Source organism: uncultured Maribacter sp., from assembly GCF_947496775.1.
Classification (GTDB): domain Bacteria; phylum Bacteroidota; class Bacteroidia; order Flavobacteriales; family Flavobacteriaceae; genus Maribacter_B.
In genome coordinates, this window is the sequence record NZ_CANMDU010000003.1 from 139395 (window position 1) to 161263 (window position 21869).

A 21869-nucleotide genomic window follows, 5' to 3' on the forward strand; every position below is an offset into this window, starting at 1 on the left:
AACAAATTATGTCTTACTTATCTAAGTACCTGTTCTTTATAACCTTCATATTACTTTCTTGTTCTTCTAATGAAGTTTTTTTTGAAAATGCTTTATGTATAGAAAATATACATACAATAAACCCTATTGACGGTCTAAAAAAAAATCAAACAGTGATAATACAAGGAGGAAAAATTATTAAAATATCTCCCTCAAGAAACATTAATTTATCCCAAAAAAACACCATAATAAATGGTACTGACAAATATCTTATCCCAGGTCTTTGGGATACCCATGTACATTATGCGTATATAGAAGAATTGGCTCCATTAATGTCTAACCTATTTTTAAAATACGGAGTTACTAGTGTAAGAGATACTGGTGGCAAAATAGATATTGTTAAAAAATGGAAAGATAGAGCTTTAGATAATCCTCTCGAAGCTCCAAGAATATTAATGGCAGGTCCTCTTTTAGATGGTATTCCTACGGTTTATGATGGTAGCGATACTCGACTCCCCGAACTTGCGGTTGGCCTTAATTCTATAGAAGCGATTACAAAACAAATAGATTTTTTGGAAAGTCAAAAAGTTGACTTTTTAAAGGCTTATGAGATGTTGAGTCCGCAGCAATTTCATCATATCTTAAAAATAGCGAATGAAAAAGGGCTAAAAGTAACAGGGCACATACCATTAAGTATGGATGTGATAAGTGCGTCTAATGCCGGTCTGCACAGCATAGAACACATGCGTAATTTAGATTTATCTTGCGCTTCAAACTCCGATGAGTTATTACAGGAGCGGAGAAAAATGCTTGCAAATAACGCCAACATTTCCGGAGGAAGATTGCGTTCTAAAATCCATAAAATGCAACAAGAAAAAGCAATAGACAACTATGATGAAACTAAGGCCGACTCCATTTTATCTGTCCTAAAAAGAAATGATACTTGGCAAATACCCACCTTAGCATTAAATACTTTTTATACAAGAAGATATTTTGAAAGACCAGAATGGCAAGAAAGCTATTCCGTATTACCAGATTCTATCCAACATCATTGGCTATCTAGAGCAGAAGCTTTAACCGAAATAGTCCCTTCTGAATTTCGAAAAAAATATGATATATGGCACATAAAAATGGTTAAGAAAATTCACGATGCCAATATTCCCATTATGGCAGGCACAGATACGCCTATTGCTTATTTAACGCCTGGACTAAGCTTACATGAAGAACTTGCCTCCTTGGTAGATGCTGGTTTAACACCTTTAGAAGCCCTTAAAACTGCCACAACAAACCCTGCAAAATATTTTAATTTAGAAAAAGAACTTGGAAAAATTAAAGAAGGCATGTGGGCCGATTTACTAATTCTAAATGACAACCCACTCGTAAATATTAAGAATACTACTAAAATTAATACCGTTATAAAACAGGGGAAAGTTCATCTTAAAAACTAAACCAATAAAAAATAGCTCCTAACTATTTGTAAATCAAATTTCTTAGATTCAATTATATTAGTTAACTTTATTAACTATTAATTTTATTAATTATAAATAATTCGGATCAGATGCTGCAAATTTTGTTCTTATTTAAATCTACTTCTTCAAAGAAAAATAATTACTTTTTTATACTAGCTATAGCCGGTATTTTTCTTTTTACTTCATGTGGAGAAAAAAAAGAAAAAGAAACCTTCGAAATAAAAAATAAGAAAAAAGTAGAAAATGTAGATGCAGCCGATAAAACGACATCGATAAAAACAAACTCTCTTGGAAAACGAATGTTTATAGCTTGTGCAGCTTGCCATAACTTAAAAAAAGGAGAAGCCCATAAAGTTGGGCCTAACTTATACGGAATTTTTGGCAAAAAATCTGCTACTACAGAAGGTTTTGAATACTCTGAAGCACTTAAAACATCTGAAATAACATGGAGCGAAGAAACCATTCGTAAATGGATGCAAGATCCTGCAGGTTACGTTCCCCAAACAAAAATGGCTTTTGTTGGTATTAAAAAAGAAGAGCAGCAGACTGCTTTAATTGAATACCTTAAAGAAGAAACAAAAACAGAGGAATAATTAATCTACAATGTCATGAAAACAAATAGAAGAAAGTTCATTCAAGGAATTGCAGGTGCATCGGCAGGATTAATATTACCCGTAAGTTGCACTACCAGTTCCAAAAAGGAATCGGCTTCTTCTAAAGCTCCTGCAATTCATATAAAAAATAAACCTGTTAAAGCCTCTCATGATGTTATTGTTGTTGGTGCAGGGCTTTCGGGTTTACACGCTGCTATGCTTTTAGAAGAATCCGGGTACGATGTGCAAGTAATTGAAGGAAGACAAAGATTAGGTGGAAGAGTTTATACGCTGTTAGATGTTCCAGGAAAACCTGAAGCTGCCGGAGAATACATAGGTGCTAATTATGCTCGTATGATTAGTACTGTTAATAAGCTTGGTTTAGAAATGTATAACCCCGAAGGAGGAGGCAATAATAGACCTTGGTTGTATAACATTAAAGGAAACTATATAGATGCTAAAAACTGGGAATCTCATAAGTTAAACCCACTAGAGGGGGAAGACAGAACCTTATTACCTCATCGTTTTCTTTCTACCATATCGCACAGAGATAATCCTTTATCAGGAAAACCTTTAGATGCCTGGTTAGAACCAGAATTTCATAAGTACGATATTCCTCATGATCAATACCTTAGATCTAAAGGTGTAAATGAAGAAACTATTCGCTTAATGAATGTTGTTATACATTCTGGCGGAATGCACAGAACCTCTGCAATAAACGAACTACGCCGTTACCACGTAATGCATTTTAGTAATGGTAAAATTAGTTTTCCAGATGGTACAAACTGGAAAATGGTAAAAGGCGGAAACTCCTTACTACCAGAAGCCATGGCCGGGAGCTTAAAAAACGAACCTCATTTAGGTAAAACCGTAGTTGGTTTTAAAGAAGAAGATGGTATTGTACAAGTGAGTTGTGCCGATGGTAGTGAATATAAAGGAAAACAGGTAATTTGTAGCATTCCTATTTCTGTTTTACGTAATGTAACTTTTGAACCACATATATCTGGGATTACCAAAGAGGCTATTGACCAAATGGATTATGGACTTTCTGTACAAGTACACTTTCTTGTTAAAGAACCTTTCTGGGAAAAAGATGGTATGGAAGCTAATATGTGGACAGATGGCCCATTAGAACGTTTTGCTGTGCGTACCAAAAGAAACAAAACAGATCCAGATGCAGCAATTGCATATATAAACGGTCCAGAATCTAATAAATTTAGGCTAATGACAGATGAGCAAGTCTTTAATTATGTTGAAATAAAATTAGCGGAAATGAGACCTTCCACAAAAGGAGCTTTAGAACGGTTAATTATCCAATCCTGTGAAAGAGATGTTCATGGTGCTGGTGATTGGGTGTATTGGCAACCTGGACAAGTAAAAAAGTTTGCTAATCACATGCGTAAGTCGCACGGAAATATTCATTTCTGTGGAGAGCATACAGCCATTATGGAAAGAGGAATGGAAGGTGCTTTTGAATCTGGAGAAAGAGCCGCTCTAGACATTATACTTAATGCTTAAAACTAATTATATGAGACCCTATGCTACTTTAATTTTATTGGCAATCTGTAGTTTACAACTAACAATAGCTTCGCCAAATATAATTTTTGATTTAGGTGACCCAAATACCCGTGACCTAGAAGTTTTGGCAAATTGGTTTGAAGGCGAATTTGATAATGACGATCAAATGTGGGTAGAAGCTCGTGGAGATTGGTGGGGAAAAGAGAATGAGAAACACCAACAAATGCACGCCATTCATAAAAGAGTAAAAGCAGATAGCATTGGAAACTTTGTTTTTTATGTGGAAGAATACCTTGATAATGACCAAACAAAAATTAGTAGACAAAGACTTGTCTCTTTTCATAGTTTAAAAGAGAAACCTGGTATTGCAATGAAAATTTATTTTTTAAAAGATGCCTCAAAATATGCTTTAGATTCTGACACGCACCAAACTATGATGAACACTATTTCTAAAAAAAACCTTTTTGGATTAGATGGTTGCGATGTTATATTTCAAAGAAAAGGAGAGCAATACCACGGAAGTATGGAGAGCAAAGCCTGTCAATTTGGAAAAGGAAAAGAAAAAAGGTACTCCGTGCATGATATTATCTTGTCCGAAAAACAGTACTGGCGTGTAGATCGCACTTTTTTGGTTAAAGACGATTCGTTTCATAAAGGACATCCTAATGCAGAACCGCATAAAATGAAAAAAGTAAAATACTATACTTGCGATGTCTCTTTTTTTAAAACAGCTTATTATGTTCCAAGTGAAAAAGATAAAAGTTTTAAAAACTTAAAAGTACACAACCAAGGAGGCAAAGCTTCTATGGTAAACCCTATAAATGGAAAAACATACTATATTCAATTAAGAGATAAAGAATATCCTTTCTACAAACTAGAAGATTCTAATTTTTTCTTTCTACGTCTTAAAGAAGAAGGTCAAAAAGCATCAGTTGCTTTAGCTTTTGCAGAACCAAAAGCTAAAAAAATAGGCTTTCAGTTAGGTTGGGTTTCTGCAGTTTGCGAATGCGAAGAATAACACCTACTAAAAATATAGCCATGATTCTAAAAAAAAATAATAATCTACTAAAATTAATATTTGGTTTATTCGCCAGTATTCTGCTTTTTAATTGCACCCCAAAAGAAACTCCAGAAAAGACAGAAGCTATTCTGGCTAAAACTGCAATGGCCTATGACCTTAATAGCCCTATAGATCAGCTTTTAATTTTTGAAAAAATGCAAGGGGATCTTTCTGGTAAAATGACCTATTCGTACTCCGAAGGTCGTGTTTTTGGTATACGACCAGACAAACCAGATAGCCTTAATGTATTTGGTAAAGAAGTATTTAGATATTCTGGTTGTGGAATGAAAATTATGCGCCTTTTAGAAAATGGAAATATCGAAACAAAATCTAAAGGTTGGTTACTTTATAGAGATCCAAAAACCGGAGAATTTTTAAGTGAAATGACCAACCCTTATACAGGTGAATTAGTTGAAGTACCTGCTTTTAGAGCAGGAATTCGCGGCGGAATCATGACCCCTGAAGGTCCTATAGTAGATGCCAATTTCACTATGGAAAGTACCGCATTTGGAGCTCCTCTTAACTTAGAATTTACGGAAATAGGGAATAAAGTTCATATTACTCGGCACGCTTTTACAAAATGGTTCGAAAAAAAATCGCAAACATGGAGAACTGAAATGACCTTAGATACTTATGATGTAGATAAAAAATACTTAACAGATAGGTCTTTAACTCACATACCATCGGAATACCATTGGACTAGTGAAACCTCTTGGCTTTCCATCTTAAAAATGCATGGAACTCCAGGGCACATGATATGGACTTCTAGTGGTGGCACTCTTTTTAATAAAGAAGATTTACCTAAAGATTTTATAGCAGCCACAGAAGAAAAACAACCAGACATTTTCGGAGAAGAACTAAAATGGGAAGAAAATGAAAAATAAAAACATATCTCCAAAAATTAATCGTAGAGATATGCTAAAAAAAACCAGCGTTTTTTTAGCTGTAGCCCCTTTTTATTTTGGCTTACATAGTTGCATAAATAGTGGAAAAAAATCTTTTGATGCTGATGTAATTGTTATTGGGGCAGGATTATCTGGTTTAAACGCAGCTTTAATATTAGAAAAAAGTGGTTTTAGAGTAAAAATTATAGAAGCTACAAATAGAATCGGAGGGCGCGTTTTTTCTTTAGATGACAAAATAGTCCCAGGACATCCTGAATTAGGAGGAAATGGTATAGGAGGTGGTTATGCCAGAATCCTCAATGCCGCTAAAAAATATAACCTTGAAATGGGCCCTTTTAGACCTAGGTCAACCCCTAGAAAAAAGGAAAGTTACTTCCATATCAATAATAAAAATATTTTAGAAGAAAATTGGACGAATCATGCAATGAACCCATTTCCTAAAGGGTTTAAAAAAGGTTTCCCATCTTCTCAACAATGGGGTGTTTATCAAAAATTAAACCCGCTTCCAAAGAATGATTTAGTGGCTTGGCGAAAAAAAGAATTCAAAAAATGGGACAAATCTATCTATACTATTCTTAAAGAGAATGGTTTTTCTGATAAGGCAATTCATTTAACCGCCGGAACCAATTCTGCCTACGGAACAGATGAACATTCTTTATCGGCAATGATGTATTTTCAAATTTTGAATTTTATTAACCATCAATCTACTTTTAAAGATTCTGGAGGTGGGGTGGTTAAAGGTAACCAACGTATTCCAGAAGCCATGGCAGCAGATTTTAATCAGGATATAGTAATGAAATCTCCTGTAAAAGCTATAATAGATAACAAAGACCATGTAAAAATTAGTCTTGAAAATGATAAAACCATGAGAGCTCGTTATGTTATAGCTACATTACCAACTCCTGCGCTTCGTCGTATATCCATATCATCATTTTCTAACCAAATACAACAAAAAGGAATTAACGAATTATGCTATACCCCAAATTTGCAAATTCATTTTATACCAACAGAAAACTATTGGGAAAAAGACGGCTTACCTCCAAGTATTTGGAGTGATCAGCGATTTGGTCGTTTTATGGCCATGAAGAATGATCCAAAAAACCCAAATAAAGTTACAAGTTGCGTAGCATATATTGCCGGAAATCAGGCTCTAGAAATTAGCAAGCTTGGAAAAAAGAAAGGAATTTCACAGGTTCTTAAAATTTTAGAAAAAATAAGACCTAGCCTAAAAGGAACTCTAAAATTTGCACATTACTGGTCGTGGATTAATAATCCCTACGCGGGAGGATCATACGCTTATTGGAAACCTGGACAAATTACTTCTTACGCTAACGAATTTGCAAAACCAAACGGTAGAATACATTTTGCTGGAGAACATACCGCAGTTATGATGAGGGGTATGGAAGGCGCCATGGAATCTGGAGAACGTGCTGCTTTTGACATTATGAATCTATTGTAACATGAAAAAAATTAGGACTTATTTAAAAGATATGAACCGCAGAGATATGCTTAAAAAAAGTAGTCTCTTATTGGCAGCTGCTCCTTTTTATTTTGGATTAAATTCGTGTATTTACGGAAGTAAAAAAAACTTGGATGCCGATGTTATTATCATTGGAGCCGGATTATCCGGATTAAACGCCGCTTTACTTTTAGAAGAAAGTGGTTTTAAAGTTAAAATAGTCGAGGCAACAGACAGACTTGGGGGCCGTGTACATACTGCCAAAGAAAAAGATGTGCCAGGACATCCAGAATTGGGCGCAAATGGCATTGGTGGCGGTTATGCTAGAGTTATTGATGCCGCGCAAAAATATTCTGTTAAAATAGGCTCAGATAGACCTAGAACTGAAGCCAGAAAAGGAGAATTAATTTATCATATAAAAAATGAATTCATTCTACCAGAAAACTGGCAAAATCACCCTTTTAATACCTTACCAGAAGGATTTAGAAAATCGTTACCCGCCTATACCACTTGGCCCATGTTCGCAAAAATAAACCCATTACCAAAAAATGATTTGGCGGCTTGGAGAGACCCTAAGTATAAGGATTGGGATAAGTCGGTTTATTCCGTACTAAAGGAAAAAGGATTCTCAGAGGATGCTATAAAACTATGTATGGGCACAAACTCAAGTTATGGCGTTGATGCTAAAAATATTTCTATAATGATGTATTTTCAAATACTAACATGGATAGGACAACAAACAGTTTCTACTGGTAAAGGCGGAGCTATTGTAGGGGGCAACCAACGATTACCAGAAGCTATGGGCGCAGCATTTAAGCAAGATATTATGTTAAATAGTCCTGTAAAAAGTATTTCTTCAGAAGAAGATGCTACAACTGTAACTTTAAATAATGGTAGTACCCTAAGAGCACCGTACACTTTAGTAACATTACCAACCTCAGCTTTACGCCATATTAAAATACCTCTAAGCACTACAGAGAACCAAAAAAGAGGTTTTGAAAGTTTAGAATATACACCTGTTGTACAATTGCATTTTGTTCCAAAGAAAAAATATTGGGAAGAAGATGGCTTACCGCCAAGTATGTGGTGCGATAATTTAGCAGGAAGATTTATGGCAATGAAAAATGACCCGCAAAACCCTAACAAGGTAACTAGTTGTGTAGCTTTCCTTAATAGCAATGTTGCTATTGAAATGGACAAAATGAAACAAGAAGACGCAATTGCTATTGTCACCAAAACGCTAGAAGAAATAAGACCAAGTCTTAAAGGGGCATTAGATTTTGTTTATTATTGGACCTGGATAAATAACCCTTATGCTGGTGGTGCATATGCTTACTGGAAACCTGGACAAATCACAGATTTCGCAAACCATCTTGCTACTCCTATAGGAAGAATTCATTTTGCTGGAGAACATACCGCAATAATGAATAGAGGTATGGAAGGTGCAATGGAATCTGGCGAAAGGGCAGCTTTAGAAATCATGGAATTATTAGGATAGAAAAATGAAAAATATTAAACGTAATTTTAATTTTAGTGAAAAAGACCCTCCTATTCGAGGGTTTCAAGAGGTAGTTTTCAGTGTGTATAACCTAGAGCGAGCTCTTCAATTTTATCAAGAAATTTGTGGTTGGGAAATTTTAACTCGGCATAAAGGAGATACCAATTTAAAGAGTATTTGGAAATTAGAGGAAGAAGTTACAATAGAGGAAGTTGTACTTCGTAATCCCGAGGACCATGAAGGTTTCCTTAGATTAGTGAAATTCAGCAACGTAGATCAACAACAAATACGTTCTGGAACACAAATATGGGATTCCGGCGGCATTTTCGATGTAAATGTTCGTGTAAAAGATATGAAAACCATGTATACCACCTTTCAAAGAGAAGGTTGGAATGGCTATACAGACCCTCATCGATTTACCTTTGGACAATTTGATGTCTCTGAAGTAGTACTTAAAGGTCATGATGGAATTACTATAGCCGCAATGGAGCGTTTTTACCCTCCTTTAGAAGGGTTTGAGTTTAAAAAAGTGAGTCGAATTTTTAATTCTACTACGGTATGCAAAAATTACAAAAAAAGTCTTGCCTTTTTTACTGAGGTATTAGGGTTTAAAATATACTTTGAAACCCCTGGAAATAAACGAGAAAATGGTAAAAATGTAATTGGAGTTCCTCCTAATATTAATGGAGGCATTACTGCTCCTGTTTGCATTGTACACCCAGAAGGGAAAAATTTTGGATCTATAGAATTATTAGAAACCAAAGAATTAAAAGGGAAAGACTGTTCTAAACTAGCACAACCCCCAAACTTAGGTATTTTAATGCTTCGGTTTCCTGTAAAAGACGCGGAAGTTTATGCTAAAAAAATAATAGACAATGGCGGAAAACTAAATACGGAAGTGCAGGTTTTAGAGATTAATCCGTATGGAAAAATAAAGGCTTTTTCGGTAAGAACACCTGATGGTGTTTGGTTAGAGTTTTTAGAAACTATTGATTAAAATAAAAAACATGATGCTTAAAAAATTTATCTTACTATTTCTCTTAATTACAATTGCTTGTGGCGATTCTAAGGAAAATAATGTAACTAAAACAGAAGAAAATAAAACTCTACTAGTAAAAGCGGATGGCTCTTATGATAAAATTCCATTAGAAAAAGATACCATTGTACTAAAAGTAATGCAAACTCGTGTAAAATCTCTATCTAGTTTCAACTCTATTGAAGAAGGGTTAGAAGAGAATATGAAATATATGGAAAAACTTGCTAACCAAGCACAAACCGAAGGCAGCAAACCAGATATTATTTTATTTCATGAGTTTCCACTTACGGGCTATTCTTCTGGTACTAGGCAAGAGAAAATGCCTTTTACAATTGAAGTTCCAGGACCAGAAACCGAAAGACTAGGAAAAGTTGCAAAGTCTTGTGATTGCTATGTTATTTTTGGTAGTTATGTTAGAGACGCAGCATGGCCAGACCATATACTTAGTATAAACACTGTATTAGGTAGAGATGGAAAAATTGCAAAAACGTTTTGGAAATCTAGAAACATAAAACGTTTATACAAAACCAAAGAAATTACTACAACAACCATAGAAGGGGTTAGAGATGCGTATCGTAAAAAATATGGAATAGAAGAAGAGTTTCCTGTACTACAAACTGAATATGGAAACATAGCTGTTAGTACTGTGCAATTTGACCCTTTTATATATGCAGCATTTGCTATGCGTGGTACCGAAATAATGCTCAGAACCGCTACTCTTTTTGCGCAAGAAGATGTTGTTTTTACAGCATGGAGTAATGATTTTTATTCGGCCATGGCTAATTTTACACTCCCAGTTAGTACGGGCTATAATGCCGGAGAGTCTATTATTGTAAATCCGCATGGCGAAATTCTTGCCAAACACCCAAGTAAAGAAGAAGATGGTATAGTAGAAGCTAAAATTCCTATCGCTGCATTTAGAAAAGATAGAACTATACCCAATTATGCTCTAGAAATGGTAAAGCCTGTTTTTGAGCAATACCGCCAAGAAATACCAATAAATCATTTAAATGTAAAAAAAGATAAATTACCCAAAACTGGTGAAGAAATGAAAAAGTTATTCGATAGTATTAGCCGTTACGTACCAGTTAAAACAGCAGATTAAAAAATATTCACTAAAAGAAAATAGTATGTCATTATTATATAAAAGAATTACCCTTTGTGTTGCAGATTTAGAGCGTTCTCTTAGCATTTATAGAGATATTTTAGGTTTCACTATTAATTATATTGAACCTTCAGAGAAAGACTCTTTCTCTTATCCCGTATTTAATATTCCAAATGAAGCCGATTTAAATTTTGCCACCATGGATAGTCCTACCCAAGAGCGAACATTTGCGCTAACTGAAATTAAAGGTGTACCACTACCAAAACAAGAAGGCATTCATATGACAGCATCTGTAATTAAAGTGGACAATTTAAGCGATGTAATTGCAAAAATAAAGGCTTTAGGATTAAAAACTACCGATATTAAAACAGATGAAAACGATTATGCAACTTTTATAGAACAAGCATTTGTAGATTTTGATGGACACTTAATAGTTCTATACCAATTGATGGAGAAAATATAATCCTTTTGTTATGCCAATACAGTTTAAAAGAGCTACACTGTTAGTTGCAGATTTAAAAAAATCCTTATCCATTTATAAAGATATTTTAGGGTTCTCTGTTAACTATATTAAAAAATCGGAAGATGACTCCTACTCCTACCCTGTATTTAACTTACCAAAAAATGCACAGGTTTCTTTTTGTGCTTTAGATAGTCCTACCCAAAAAAGAACTTTTGCTCTTACTGAGGTTAAAGAATATAAACTACCAGAACAAAAAGGCCCTAGAATGGCTGTTTTAGTTTTACAAGTAGATGATTTAAAAAATAGGATATCTAAAATTACTTCTTTAGGGTTAGAAACATTAGACCTTCTCAAAGATACTACAGATGGCGAATCTTATTTAGAACAAGCTTTTATGGACTTTGATGGGCACCTTATTTTACTTTATGAAATTTTAAAAAAATAATTACGCTATGAGCAAAAAAACAATAAAACCACTTATTTCCGCAGAAGAACTATTAACCATTCGTCAGAACAAAAATTTAGTACTCATAGATACTAGAATGGGAAAAGATATAACGGCTACCTATCTAGAAAACCATTTAAAAGGTGCCTTACATGTACACTTAAACAACGACTTGTCTGATATAAAAGAAAATCTTGCAAATGGTGGAAGACACCCATTACCAAGTATAGAAAAGTTCTCAAAAATATTAACCGATTTAGGTATTTCTCCCGATAATCATATTGTAATTTATGATGATAAAAGTGCTGCTATTGCTTCTGCCCGATTATGGTGGATGCTAACTGCTATTGGTCACGAAAAAGTACAAGTATTAAATGGTGGCTTAAAAGAAGCCTTAAGAGTTGGTTACCCTACTAGTTCTGGCAAAGAAACGCCTGCCAAAGTAGCTCCTTATTCTATAGCTAACTGGAAACTACCAATGAAAACAATGAACGAGGTAGAGAAAATTTCTCAAGACAACGATTATCTTGTAATAGATGTTAGGGCAAAAGAACGGTATAACGGAGAAGTAGAACCAATAGATTTAATTGCCGGACATATTCCTGGGGCAACCAATATTCCTTTTACTAGCACTAATTTAGATGAAAACGGACTATATCTAGAACCTTCTATTTTAAAAGAGAAATATGAAAAAATAATTGGGTCAAAACCTATGGAAAATGTAACAATACATTGCGGTTCTGGAGTTACAGCTTGTCATACCCTTTTAGCAATGGCCCATGCAAATCTTGAAATTCCAAACCTTTATGTAGGCTCATGGAGCGAATGGTCTAGAAATAATAAAACTATTGCAACTAACATTAAACAGTAAATTAAAACTTATGAAAAAGACCATCTTGTTATTATTTTTTGTGGGAGTAACATTTTCTAATGCCCAAGAATCTTCTATAAATGATTTGTATGATTATGATATAGAAGAACGATTAAATGAGCTAGGAATAGAATTAACCGAGCCTAAAGAACCTAAAACTTTTAAAATATCATTAGCTGTAAAAAGTGGCAACATGCTATATTTATCTGGAAATTTGCCTTTCTCTAAAGCCAAAAATTACACAGGTAAACTAGGTAAAGATTTAACTGCAGAAGAAGGCTATAAAGCGGCTCGCCTTGTTGCCATTAATCATTTATCTACTTTAAAATTGTATTTGGGAGACTTAAACAAAGTAGAGAAAATCGTAAAAGTATTGGGAATGGTAAATTCTGACCCTAATTTCACAGATCAATCCAAAGTAATGAATGGATTTTCTGATTTAATGTTTGAAGTTTTTGGTGAACGAGGTTTACATGCCAGGTCTGCCGTGGGTATGGCAGCAATTCCTTTTAATGGAGCATGTGAAATAGAAATGATTGTTCAAATTAAAGAAGAATAATTACTTATACACATAAAATAAGACAATAGATAGCTTTAAAAAGCTATCTATTGTCTTATTTTTTTTAGGGATTATTGTATTGGTTATCTATTTATAACTTGTTTTAAAGCCTCCCCAAATTTTATCATATCTTCCATGTTTCCCATACTTATACGACACCAATTTGTATGGGGTAAAAAAGGGCGTCCTATAGCTATTCCTTTGTCTCTCATTTGTACTCGAAGTTGCCTAATATCTATGCCGGAATTAAAGAAAATAAAATTGGTATGCGAGGGAATATAATAAAGGTTAAGCTCTTCTAGTATTTTATATACATACTGTTTACATTCCATGTTATAGGCAAGACTTTTTGCATAAAACTCTTCATCTTCATAAGATGCTTTTATTGCTGCTATTGCCATCATATTTGGCCTTGCCATTATATTTCTTCTAATTCTTGCTGCAATATCTGGCCTAGCAACTAAATAACCCATTCTAAGACCTGCAAGCGCATACACTTTAGAAAAAGACTTAGACACAATTACATTTTTTCCTTCTTTAACCAATTCAATCATGGAAGGATAATCTGGCTCTGTTATATAGTCGCAATAAGCTTCATCTGAAAATACTGTTGTTCTTTCCGATACAGAAGTAAAGAAATCTAGTAACTCCTCTTTTGGAATTAGATCTCCAGTTGGATTATTAGGATTGCAAACAAAAACCAAAGAAGTACGGCTAGTAATTCTTCTCTTCATTTCGGCTAAATCATGACGCATATCTTTGGTTAGCGGTACTTTATTAATAAAAGCACCAAAACGCTCTGCATAAGTCATTAAAAAATCATAAACAGGATCCGCGGTTATAATTTCTCCGCCATTAACTCCATAAGTTAACCCCGTAGCATTTAAACCCTCGGATGAACCCACACAAATAACTATGTGTCCTCTAGAAACCCCTTCTTTTCTTGCTATAAGTTCTGCCAATGCCTCTGTTTCTTCATAAGGGTAACGACACACTTTATCAAAAGCATCCATCATAGCTTTTCTAACTTTTTTAGAAGGTCCTAAAGGGTTCTCGTTAGCACTAAGTCTAACATAATCATATTCTGTTTCTGTAATTACATTTTCAGGTTTTCTATTTTTTAAAATATCTAATAACATAGGAATAAAAATTAAGAAGTTACTTTTCTGTTTCTTGAACAGAAATAATTGGTTTTATAAAAAAGGAAACAGAAATTGCAATACAAAGTATAATTACTACCACCCAAAAACTCATACTATAAGAACCTGTTTGGTCCGATATTAAACCTGTCATCCAAGCACCTAAGCCGGCTCCAAGGCCTTTAAAAGCTGCAATTATTCCTCCTATTTTACCTGCAGATTTAACACCAAATGTGGTAATAATAATATAGTTAATTATAGTGTAAAGACCTCCCCAGCCTAAGGCATATAATATTAAGGCCGGCCATACTAAAACAGGAGAATCAAGGGCAATACACAAAGCTCCTAAAGCCATTAAAGACACCTGAATTTTAAAAAGCTTATGTTCATTTATGTATTCTGCAATGGTACCAGATACCAATTTAGAACCCAAAATAATCATAAAGAAAACACTTAGCGTATTACCTGCAGAGACCACTGAAAAATCTTGCTCCCTCAAGTATAGAAAAAGATTTGTTATTAGCCCCATTATACTATAAAAGCAACATGCTCCAACGATACAAATGGCCCAAAAAACACGTGTTTTTAACGCTTTTTTAAATTGAATCTCAAATAGCCCAGTTTCTTTATCTTTTTCAGAAGTATCTGTACTTGTTTTCTCCTTAAACTTAACAGGTTTAATAAAAATAAATAATAGTAGTGCTACTAAAAGAGGTAGTAAAGCCTCGTACTGAAATGCAGTACGCCAACCAAAATTATTTAATAACGGAATTCCTATTTGAGGAATAATAATACCCCCCGCAGAAGTTCCTGCTAGTGCTATTCCTATTGCTATTCCTCTTTTTTCAGTAACACGTTTTGAAACCATTATCAAAACTGCAAGAGCTCCTGCACCAGAGAGTGCAAAGGCAAAAATAAAATGAATTAAATATACATGCCAAGTAAACGCTATCTTAGAATACAGGTATAGCATAGCAGAGATTACAAGCAAACCAATTATCATTAATCGTTTTGCTCCGTATTTATCTATTACTGCACCAACAAAGGGAGCAAGTAAGGCTGAAGAAACTAAATTAATAAAATCTCTAAATTTCAATTCAGATTTAGTCCAATCCAAATCTGTCAAAATTGCTTCGTCAAAAATTGTAATTCCTGATATGGTTAAACCATTAGATACTATTAACAAAATAGTTCCTAGAATAGCTACTCCTAATACCTTTACAAAAGAATTTTTATTTGCCATGTTTTAAAATGTTTTAGAGTTATGGGTTTACTTATTTAACCTGTTTTTTTAAAACATTTAACTAGTCGGAGTACTTTTATTTTCAGGAACGATAGGTTTAATAAAAAAAGAAATTAGAAAAGCTATACCTAAGAAAACAACAATCACCCAAAAACTAACACTATACGAACCTGTTTTATCTGCTATAACAGCAGTAAGCCACATACCTAAACCGGAACCAACTCCTTCGAAAAAAGAAATTACACCGCCTATTTTTCCTGCAGATTTTACACCAAAAGTGGTGATAATAATAAAATTTAATAAGGTATAAAGACCACCCCATCCAAAACCAATAGCAATAAGTGCCGGCCATATTAATATTTCACTATGCATTGCTAAACCAACCACTCCTATGGTCATTAATGCTAGTTGTATTTTAAACAATTTGTATTTATCAATATAATCTGTAATAACTCCCGAAGAAAGCTTTGCAACAAGCATTATAAAGAAGAAAATACTAAAAGCATTGGCAGCCTCCGCATTCGTAAAGTTTAACTCTTTAAGGTACAAAAACAAATTACTAATAATTCCTAAAATACTGTAAAAGCAAAATATTCCTGTAAAAGATATAGCCCAAAAAACAGGAGATCTTAGTGCATCGTTAAACTTAAGTTCTGTAAGGCCTGTTTCTTCATCCTTTACGACCTTATCCGTAACAACTTTCTTATACTTTACAGGCTTAAGAAATAGTATTAAAGCCACCATTACTAGTAAGGGTATAACTGCTTCAAATTGAAAAGAACTTCTCCATCCAACTTGTTCTAATAAAGGTCTTCCTATTTGAGGAATTATAATTCCTCCTAATGAAGTTCCTGCCAAAGCAATTCCAATAGCTGTACCTCTATTTTTTATAACCCTCTGAGAAACCATTATTATTGTTGCTAATGTTCCTGCACCAGATACAGCAAAGGCAAATCCTAGATGAATAGCATACATTTGCCATGTAGTTTCTATCAAAGAATAACAATAATAAAGAGCAGAAATCATGGCTAGCCCAATTACCATAAATCGTTTAACTCCATATTTGTCTATTACCGCACCTACAAAAGGCATTATTAAGGAGGATGCAACTAAATTTATAAGGTCTCGAAATTTAAGTTCAGACTTAGTCCATCCGAAATCGGTAAGAATGGCATCATCAAAAACAGTTATCCCTGAAATGGTTAAACCATTAGAAACAATAAGGGTTATTGTACCTAAAATTGCGATTCCCAGTAATTTTTCAAAATTTTGACTTTTAGTTTCCAATAGTAATAGGTTTATAGTGAATTGGTGTATCGTAAGGTGTCATAACAACACCATCTATTTTAAGTATTTCCATCACAGAAAGACCTTCATCAGAAAGTGTTTCAGTGAGTTGAAATGTCATTCCAGGACCTACAATTCCAATGTGGTTTACTGTAAATTCATCTGTTTCCATTAACGTATATTCTGCTATACCAAAAGGCCTAAATTCTAAATCTTTATAATCCAGAATAAAATCTGTATTAGCATTGGTTGCTTCTTCAGCCTTATATTTCAAAGGAATCTGAACAGACTGTAGGAATACTTTACTTTTACCATCGGAACGTAAGTAAAATAGAAGTGGTTTTACTTCTGTTTCTTTATTCGGATACGTATAATAACTTTCTTCTAAAACATAAATGCCATCATGATTTTTAGGTCTATTAACTACCCTGTGACTAAAAACATCTGTAACGTGTTTGGCATAGGGATGCACTTGTTTTCCGGCTTTCTTTTCCACTTCAATTTGGGCAGCATTATCTAAAGTGCCACAAAGAATTTCTGTAAATCGACTGAGTACTTTATCCATTAGCTTTTTTGAAATATTTCAACATATAATCCATTTGGCGTTTCTAAAATGCAAGCCTTGCCCTTTCCTAGAATATAATCGGCCACCTCTTGTACATCGGAAACAACTTTAATTTTATTGGCTTTGGCTCTCTTCATAACCTCCTCTATATTACTTGTATTAAAAGAATACATTCCTAATCCTTGATTGGGAATACAACTTTGCACTCCGGTATCTACCATATTACCATCTTTAAAATCTAGTAATAAATAATGGTTTTGTTTTGCCTCAGGAGCATAAATTCCACAAAAACGAAATGGTGTTCCTGTATTTACTCCTAATGCACCACCTTCAGCGGCTTCCCAGACAGAATCAAATAATATATAATGATCTAATACATTGGTGTAAAATGCAACTTCTGCATCCGAATCTTTTGCTACAAAAGCAGAATACCCTGGACCGCCAAATCCATCTACAGGATCACACGGAGCTAGTTGCGGAAAATTAACACGTTCAATACCTACGCAATGCAAATAGTCTGGACCTTTATAAATAGTTTCTAGATACTGCCCCTTTTGGCCATCTGCTCTTACAATATCTCCTAATTGCATAGGAGCCATAGCTTCTACACTAAATTCTTGCATTCTTTTATCCATATTCTTAGCACTAGAGGTTGGAAAACCTAATGAAAAAGAACCTGTCTCATAAGAATTATAGCTATTATGAATATGCGGTGTTGCAGTTTTTAAATGAATAATTCGCAACTGTATAAGACTCGGTACAGTTGCACGATAGCAGTGATACAAATCATAATCTATATCTAATGGAATATTCCAAAATTTATGCTGTTTCTTTTTTTCCTCCTCCGAAACAGCAACTTTATCTAATTGCATTTTCATTACTTCTCCATAGAAATGCTGATAACTTTCTAAATTAACCGTACAAATTGTTGCGGTATGAATATAGCTAGTTAAGGCACCTTCTCCTATTCCATGTGGTATCTCTAATTTTGTTTTTTGCATAACTTTTAATTCTATTATTCAATTTTATTTAAGTTGTGGTAAGCAAAATTCGCAGCAGTTTCTATTGTTTTACCTGTAGAAAGTGAAGTAATTTTATCATGATAACTAAACGTTCCGTCTTTTAGCCGTACCCCATAATTGAAAACGCGATCGCCAAAAGCGCAATCCTCACCATTCATAGCCATATTATAAACTTCTCCTTCTTTGGTTGTCAACAAATCACATATATCTGGGAAAGCACTTATTTCTTCTAATGTTAACGAATCGAGCATAGCTGGATTTTTCCAAGCACCTATATACTTTTTTTTATCCTTAAATGGCCACATTTTTACACGTATTTTTTTCGTTGAGTCAATATCAATTGTATATATCCGCTGTCTATAAGTACTATCGGGCTGATGACTCCTATACTCTTCTACATATAGTACATTATTACCTATTTCTGGGTTATCTAACTTAATGTAATGCGACTCAATTTCTAAATATCCTCCTTTACCTTCGCCATTAAATCTCCATATTTTTTCTCCAGCTTTTTCTAACTCCGCTATTTGAATATCGTTATTGTATTTACCGGGCCATATAGCCATAATTTCAGCCAATTGTTCTTCAGGAGTAGCTACAACTTTTTCAAGTACTTCTTTGGCCTCTACTGCCCCCTTTTTCTTTTGTTTACAGCTCCCGAATAAAACCAATACAGCGAAAGCGCAAACAAATTTTTGACTTAAAATTTTCATCTCCTCTTAGTTTAATTACACCGCTATTTATCTATTTCTGCAGCAACCCTGAACCCAAGCATAAAGCTCTTATAATCGGCTCCATCACGAGATCTAACAGCCGCTCTGCTCCAAGCTATTCCACTTATCCAACTACCGCCTTTTGGGGTTCTTGCACCGCATTCCTTATTATCATTTTCTAACCAAGCAGAACCATCTATAGGAGCGTTAGTTAAATCTTTTTGAAAACAATCACTGGTCCATTCCCAAGCATTACCAACCATATCGTATAACCCAAATTTATTAGGTTTAAACCTACCTACTCTAGTGGTAAAGACATAGCCATCTGTACAAGAAAAAGAAGCTCTGGTTGGAAATTTCTTAGCAAATGCCCTATCGCCAACATTAGCATAATCACAAGCTTCTGTAGGGTCTGTTCCCCAATACCAAGGAGAAGAGCTTCCTGCTCTAGAAGCATATTCAAACTCAACCGCCGAGGGAACACGATACATTCTACCTGTTTTTTTGCTTAACCATTGCGCATAGGCATCCGCATCACTCCAACTTACACATACTACTGGATCCGTTTCTCTTTGCGGGTAACCCGGATTTTTCCAATTATGCTCAGCAACATACCCATAACTTTTACCATCGAAATAATTACAACCAACTAAAGGTTCTCCTTTATAAAAGGCCTGATTGGATTTATATTTGGTTTCTTCCATAAAGACTCTGTATTGACCCAAAGTGACTTCAGTTTTTGCAAGAGCAAACGAATTGGCAATAGTCGCCAAAACTCGCTTTCGTTCTCCTTTTTTACGACCTATTTCTTCTTCGTACGAGCCCACATAAACCGACCCTGATGGAATAACCACCATTTCTGGACACTGATCACAATCCCTGAATAGCTGACCCTTTTCTTTTTCTGCTATTTTTAGACTAGAAAATACCATCAATAAGCAAATAATTACAATATTGATAAACTGTCTTTTCATACTACTTATTTAAAATTTCATATAGTGCAACCAAATGCCCATCAGGGTCGACAAAAGATTGCTCCTTATAACTTAGCCTAGTTCCTTTTACGGTATGCTCTTCAGTTAATTCTAACCCTAAATGTTTTATTTTTTTCATTACGGTATGCAAGTCATTAACTTTAATGAGAACAGTACTCATATAGGGGGCTGAAGTCGGTTTTGGCAATGAAATACCTGTAACCTCTTTTAAATTGATAATACGATTTTGATCACTAGAATTTAAAGTAGCTACCCTAATATTCGCTTCCTTAGGAATTCTAAATACCTGATACGCATACGATTCTTTTTCAGATTCGACAATACTTGCAACTTTAAAACCTAAAACATCGCGATATACTTCCAAAGATTTTTCAAGATCTGAAACAAGTATAGAACTTCTTTTTAAATGAACTTCTTGTTCGTTTTTCACCATAACGCCTGATTGAGCATTTACGTTGCCAATCAAAAGAAACATTGCAATTAAAACTAATCTCAAACCGTTACTATTTGTTTTCTTCATAACCTCTTTATGTTATTTATTAAAGGGTATACTTATAACCCGGTAAGAGTGCTTTTAATATTCTCAAAACTAGGCAAGGTTTTTCCATCTGTAACTTCAGCATAACGTATTATTCCTTTTTTATCTATTACAAAAGCGGAACGCATGGAAAAATGAGTCATCCCTACAAAATCTCCATCAAACAGAACTCCATAATCCTTACTTACTTTCCTATTAAAATCGGACCCTAAAGGAAAGTTTAAATTATTTTCGCCACCAAATTTTTCCAATACAAAAGGAGAATCTACAGATACTCCGATGACAGAAGCATTAAGAGAAGCATAATCATTCTCTTCTCCATTAGCGGTACATAACTGTTGGGTACATACCGATGTAAATGCTAATGGAAAAAAATGAAGTATTACGTTTTTGCCTTTAAAATCCCTTAATTTTATTTCTCTCAAATCTATTCCAACTAAGGAAAAATCAGGGGCCTTATCTCCTACTTTTAGTTTCATGCCTTTGGGTTTTTATATTATTCTTTTTTACTTTCTTCTTCCTTCTTTTTATTGGCTAGGTACTTTTTAAAAACTGTCCAAGAAGTTTCATTAGGTCTTTTATCATCTATAACTGGAGGGGTATTATACAAAGGATACCTTTCATCTAATATTTTTTGAATTCTAGGCCAAACTTCACTTTTTTCTAAAATACTTTCGCCCGTAGCATTTGCAATTATCCACCCTGGTCTACTTCCCATTTTCATCCAAGGCAACCATTGAGACATTCTTTGCCAAGATATGTTAGACTGACTTAAGTTTTTAATCTTAGAATTAGTTAATTCTTCTGCTTTATAATAAGTATTAAAAATTTCCATGGCATGATACGTACCTCCTATATATTTTTGATAGTCTCCAGATAATGGATTATTATAAAACAAAGGAACTTCATATGAAGTCACAGCTACATCTCCATACTTCCTAAAACTAGTTTTAGCCGTAACATTACCCTCTTCATCTTTCTCATATACATAACCTCTCATATTTACAGGATCATTTGCTACGTGAATAACGTCTACTGTTTCTCCTGTCCATGGATTTTTCCACTTGTCTATAATTTCATTGGTCACTGGATCCAAGTACATCATAATCTCTCGCCCAACGCTTCTAAAACCTTTTCCCCTGACTGGGTCATCAACACAGTCGCATTGGCGTACATTAATGCCTACAATATTAAACAAGTGACGATCCTTTTCTCCTTGTACTCTACTATATATTCTTCCTTCCCACATACCATATACTGGCTTCCCTTCTTCGAGAGTATTACATGTAGTTTTCTGCCTTATTTCTAAAGCTTTTGCACCTTCGAACTTCATTTCTTGAGCCTTCAAATTAATCAAAAAGGCAATACTTAAAAGCAATGTAATTTTAGTTTTCATTTTTCATTATA

23 protein-coding genes are annotated in these 21869 nt (G+C 34.3%); 13 read left to right on the forward strand and 10 right to left on the reverse strand.

Annotated features, from left to right (window positions below; translation table 11 throughout):
- Positions 1-8 precede the first annotated feature (8 nt).
- The 13 genes from Q0856_RS07285 to Q0856_RS07345 all read left to right on the forward strand — a co-directional run bounded on the left by Q0856_RS07285 (position 9) and on the right by Q0856_RS07345 (position 12960).
- Complete coding sequence (locus tag Q0856_RS07285) at positions 9-1427, forward strand: amidohydrolase family protein (RefSeq protein WP_298503777.1); 1419 nt, start codon at positions 9-11, stop codon at positions 1425-1427.
- Between the two features lie 110 nt (positions 1428-1537).
- On the forward strand, positions 1538-2041 hold the full coding sequence (locus Q0856_RS07290) for a c-type cytochrome (RefSeq protein WP_298503779.1): 504 nt from the start codon (positions 1538-1540) through the stop codon (positions 2039-2041).
- Between the two features lie 15 nt (positions 2042-2056).
- The gene (locus Q0856_RS07295; protein ID WP_298503781.1) at positions 2057-3559 is read left to right on the forward strand and encodes an NAD(P)/FAD-dependent oxidoreductase; all 1503 of its coding nucleotides are present in this window, start codon (positions 2057-2059) and stop codon (positions 3557-3559) included.
- A gap of 10 nt (positions 3560-3569) precedes the next feature.
- A complete protein-coding gene (locus Q0856_RS07300) occupies positions 3570-4577 on the forward strand; it encodes a chromophore lyase CpcT/CpeT (RefSeq protein WP_298503783.1) in 1008 nt (335 codons plus the stop codon).
- Between the two features lie 20 nt (positions 4578-4597).
- Positions 4598-5503 carry a DUF1838 family protein gene (locus Q0856_RS07305; protein ID WP_298503785.1) on the forward strand — a complete coding sequence of 302 codons (906 nt, stop codon included), beginning with the start codon at positions 4598-4600 and terminating at the stop codon, positions 5501-5503.
- Positions 5493-6983: an FAD-dependent oxidoreductase gene (locus tag Q0856_RS07310; protein WP_298503787.1), complete on the forward strand. Its 1491-nt coding sequence runs from the start codon at positions 5493-5495 to the stop codon at positions 6981-6983. The genes Q0856_RS07305 and Q0856_RS07310 overlap by 11 nt, the downstream gene beginning before the upstream one ends.
- A 1-nt stretch (position 6984) precedes the next feature.
- Entirely contained in the window at positions 6985-8481 is a 1497-nt protein-coding gene (locus tag Q0856_RS07315) for an NAD(P)/FAD-dependent oxidoreductase (protein WP_298503789.1), read from the forward strand.
- A gap of 4 nt (positions 8482-8485) precedes the next feature.
- Entirely contained in the window at positions 8486-9478 is a 993-nt protein-coding gene (locus Q0856_RS07320; RefSeq protein ID WP_298477836.1) for a VOC family protein, read from the forward strand.
- 10 nt (positions 9479-9488) lie between these two features.
- Positions 9489-10622: a nitrilase-related carbon-nitrogen hydrolase gene (locus tag Q0856_RS07325; protein WP_298503791.1), complete on the forward strand. Its 1134-nt coding sequence runs from the start codon at positions 9489-9491 to the stop codon at positions 10620-10622.
- A 25-nt stretch (positions 10623-10647) separates the two neighbouring features.
- Positions 10648-11085, forward strand: coding sequence for a VOC family protein (locus Q0856_RS07330; RefSeq protein WP_298503793.1), 438 nt, complete (start codon positions 10648-10650; stop codon positions 11083-11085).
- A 10-nt stretch (positions 11086-11095) separates the two neighbouring features.
- Positions 11096-11530 (forward strand): VOC family protein, encoded by a 435-nt coding sequence (locus Q0856_RS07335; protein WP_298503794.1) that lies wholly within the window; start codon positions 11096-11098, stop codon positions 11528-11530.
- A 7-nt stretch (positions 11531-11537) separates the two neighbouring features.
- Positions 11538-12401: a sulfurtransferase gene (locus tag Q0856_RS07340; protein ID WP_298503796.1), complete on the forward strand. Its 864-nt coding sequence runs from the start codon at positions 11538-11540 to the stop codon at positions 12399-12401.
- A 10-nt stretch (positions 12402-12411) separates the two neighbouring features.
- On the forward strand, positions 12412-12960 hold the full coding sequence (locus Q0856_RS07345; protein WP_298477827.1) for a RidA family protein: 549 nt from the start codon (positions 12412-12414) through the stop codon (positions 12958-12960).
- Positions 12961-13043: 83 nt separating this feature from the next.
- On the opposite strand, the gene Q0856_RS07350 is transcribed toward Q0856_RS07345, so the two are convergent.
- Genes Q0856_RS07350 through Q0856_RS07395 form a run of 10 tightly spaced genes read right to left on the reverse strand, consistent with a single transcriptional unit; the run spans position 13044 to position 21858 of the window.
- The gene (locus tag Q0856_RS07350; RefSeq protein WP_298503798.1) at positions 13044-14099 is read right to left on the reverse strand and encodes a histidinol-phosphate transaminase; all 1056 of its coding nucleotides are present in this window, start codon (positions 14097-14099) and stop codon (positions 13044-13046) included.
- Positions 14100-14118: 19 nt separating this feature from the next.
- A complete protein-coding gene (locus tag Q0856_RS07355) occupies positions 14119-15342 on the reverse strand; it encodes an MFS transporter (RefSeq protein WP_298477824.1) in 1224 nt (407 codons plus the stop codon).
- Positions 15343-15399: 57 nt separating this feature from the next.
- Positions 15400-16629, reverse strand: coding sequence for an MFS transporter (locus Q0856_RS07360; RefSeq protein ID WP_298503799.1), 1230 nt, complete (start codon positions 16627-16629; stop codon positions 15400-15402).
- A complete protein-coding gene (locus Q0856_RS07365; protein ID WP_298503801.1) occupies positions 16619-17194 on the reverse strand; it encodes a hypothetical protein in 576 nt (191 codons plus the stop codon). Before Q0856_RS07365 ends, Q0856_RS07360 begins: the two co-directional genes overlap by 11 nt.
- A complete protein-coding gene (locus Q0856_RS07370; protein ID WP_298477815.1) occupies positions 17194-18195 on the reverse strand; it encodes a VOC family protein in 1002 nt (333 codons plus the stop codon). Before Q0856_RS07370 ends, Q0856_RS07365 begins: the two co-directional genes overlap by 1 nt.
- Positions 18196-18209: 14 nt before the next feature.
- Positions 18210-18929, reverse strand: coding sequence for a CpcT/CpeT family chromophore lyase (locus Q0856_RS07375; RefSeq protein WP_298503803.1), 720 nt, complete (start codon positions 18927-18929; stop codon positions 18210-18212).
- A gap of 23 nt (positions 18930-18952) precedes the next feature.
- Entirely contained in the window at positions 18953-19903 is a 951-nt protein-coding gene (locus tag Q0856_RS07380; RefSeq protein ID WP_298503805.1) for a formylglycine-generating enzyme family protein, read from the reverse strand.
- A gap of 1 nt (position 19904) precedes the next feature.
- Positions 19905-20420 carry a VOC family protein gene (locus Q0856_RS07385; protein WP_298503806.1) on the reverse strand — a complete coding sequence of 172 codons (516 nt, stop codon included), beginning with the start codon at positions 20418-20420 and terminating at the stop codon, positions 19905-19907.
- A 56-nt stretch (positions 20421-20476) separates the two neighbouring features.
- Positions 20477-20941 (reverse strand): redoxin domain-containing protein, encoded by a 465-nt coding sequence (locus Q0856_RS07390; protein ID WP_298477804.1) that lies wholly within the window; start codon positions 20939-20941, stop codon positions 20477-20479.
- 17 nt (positions 20942-20958) lie between these two features.
- Entirely contained in the window at positions 20959-21858 is a 900-nt protein-coding gene (locus tag Q0856_RS07395) for a DUF1838 family protein (protein WP_298477801.1), read from the reverse strand.
- Between the last annotated feature and the right edge of the window lie 11 nt (positions 21859-21869).

Bases quoted from the DNA above. Each gene is read 5' to 3' on its own strand.
- Q0856_RS07330 (WP_298503793.1), top strand. From the start codon at position 10,648: ATGTCATTATTATATAAAAGAATTACCCTTTGTGTTGCAGATTTAGAG.
- Q0856_RS07300 (WP_298503783.1), top strand. From the start codon at position 3,570: ATGAGACCCTATGCTACTTTAATTTTATTGGCAATCTGTAGTTTACAA.
- Q0856_RS07365 (WP_298503801.1), bottom strand. From the start codon at position 17,194: ATGGATAAAGTACTCAGTCGATTTACAGAAATTCTTTGTGGCACTTTA.
- Q0856_RS07290 (WP_298503779.1), top strand. From the start codon at position 1,538: ATGCTGCAAATTTTGTTCTTATTTAAATCTACTTCTTCAAAGAAAAAT.
- Q0856_RS07310 (WP_298503787.1), top strand. From the start codon at position 5,493: ATGAAAAATAAAAACATATCTCCAAAAATTAATCGTAGAGATATGCTA.
- Q0856_RS07320 (WP_298477836.1), top strand. From the start codon at position 8,486: ATGAAAAATATTAAACGTAATTTTAATTTTAGTGAAAAAGACCCTCCT.
- Q0856_RS07355 (WP_298477824.1), bottom strand. From the start codon at position 15,342: ATGGCAAATAAAAATTCTTTTGTAAAGGTATTAGGAGTAGCTATTCTA.
- Q0856_RS07370 (WP_298477815.1), bottom strand. From the start codon at position 18,195: ATGCAAAAAACAAAATTAGAGATACCACATGGAATAGGAGAAGGTGCC.
- Q0856_RS07325 (WP_298503791.1), top strand. From the start codon at position 9,489: ATGATGCTTAAAAAATTTATCTTACTATTTCTCTTAATTACAATTGCT.
- Q0856_RS07285 (WP_298503777.1), top strand. From the start codon at position 9: ATGTCTTACTTATCTAAGTACCTGTTCTTTATAACCTTCATATTACTT.
- Q0856_RS07390 (WP_298477804.1), bottom strand. From the start codon at position 20,941: ATGAAACTAAAAGTAGGAGATAAGGCCCCTGATTTTTCCTTAGTTGGA.
- Q0856_RS07340 (WP_298503796.1), top strand. From the start codon at position 11,538: ATGAGCAAAAAAACAATAAAACCACTTATTTCCGCAGAAGAACTATTA.
- Q0856_RS07295 (WP_298503781.1), top strand. From the start codon at position 2,057: ATGAAAACAAATAGAAGAAAGTTCATTCAAGGAATTGCAGGTGCATCG.
- Q0856_RS07395 (WP_298477801.1), bottom strand. From the start codon at position 21,858: ATGAAAACTAAAATTACATTGCTTTTAAGTATTGCCTTTTTGATTAAT.
- Q0856_RS07345 (WP_298477827.1), top strand. From the start codon at position 12,412: ATGAAAAAGACCATCTTGTTATTATTTTTTGTGGGAGTAACATTTTCT.
- Q0856_RS07305 (WP_298503785.1), top strand. From the start codon at position 4,598: ATGATTCTAAAAAAAAATAATAATCTACTAAAATTAATATTTGGTTTA.
- Q0856_RS07335 (WP_298503794.1), top strand. From the start codon at position 11,096: ATGCCAATACAGTTTAAAAGAGCTACACTGTTAGTTGCAGATTTAAAA.
- Q0856_RS07375 (WP_298503803.1), bottom strand. From the start codon at position 18,929: ATGAAAATTTTAAGTCAAAAATTTGTTTGCGCTTTCGCTGTATTGGTT.
- Q0856_RS07315 (WP_298503789.1), top strand. From the start codon at position 6,985: ATGAAAAAAATTAGGACTTATTTAAAAGATATGAACCGCAGAGATATG.
- Q0856_RS07350 (WP_298503798.1), bottom strand. From the start codon at position 14,099: ATGTTATTAGATATTTTAAAAAATAGAAAACCTGAAAATGTAATTACA.
- Q0856_RS07380 (WP_298503805.1), bottom strand. From the start codon at position 19,903: ATGAAAAGACAGTTTATCAATATTGTAATTATTTGCTTATTGATGGTA.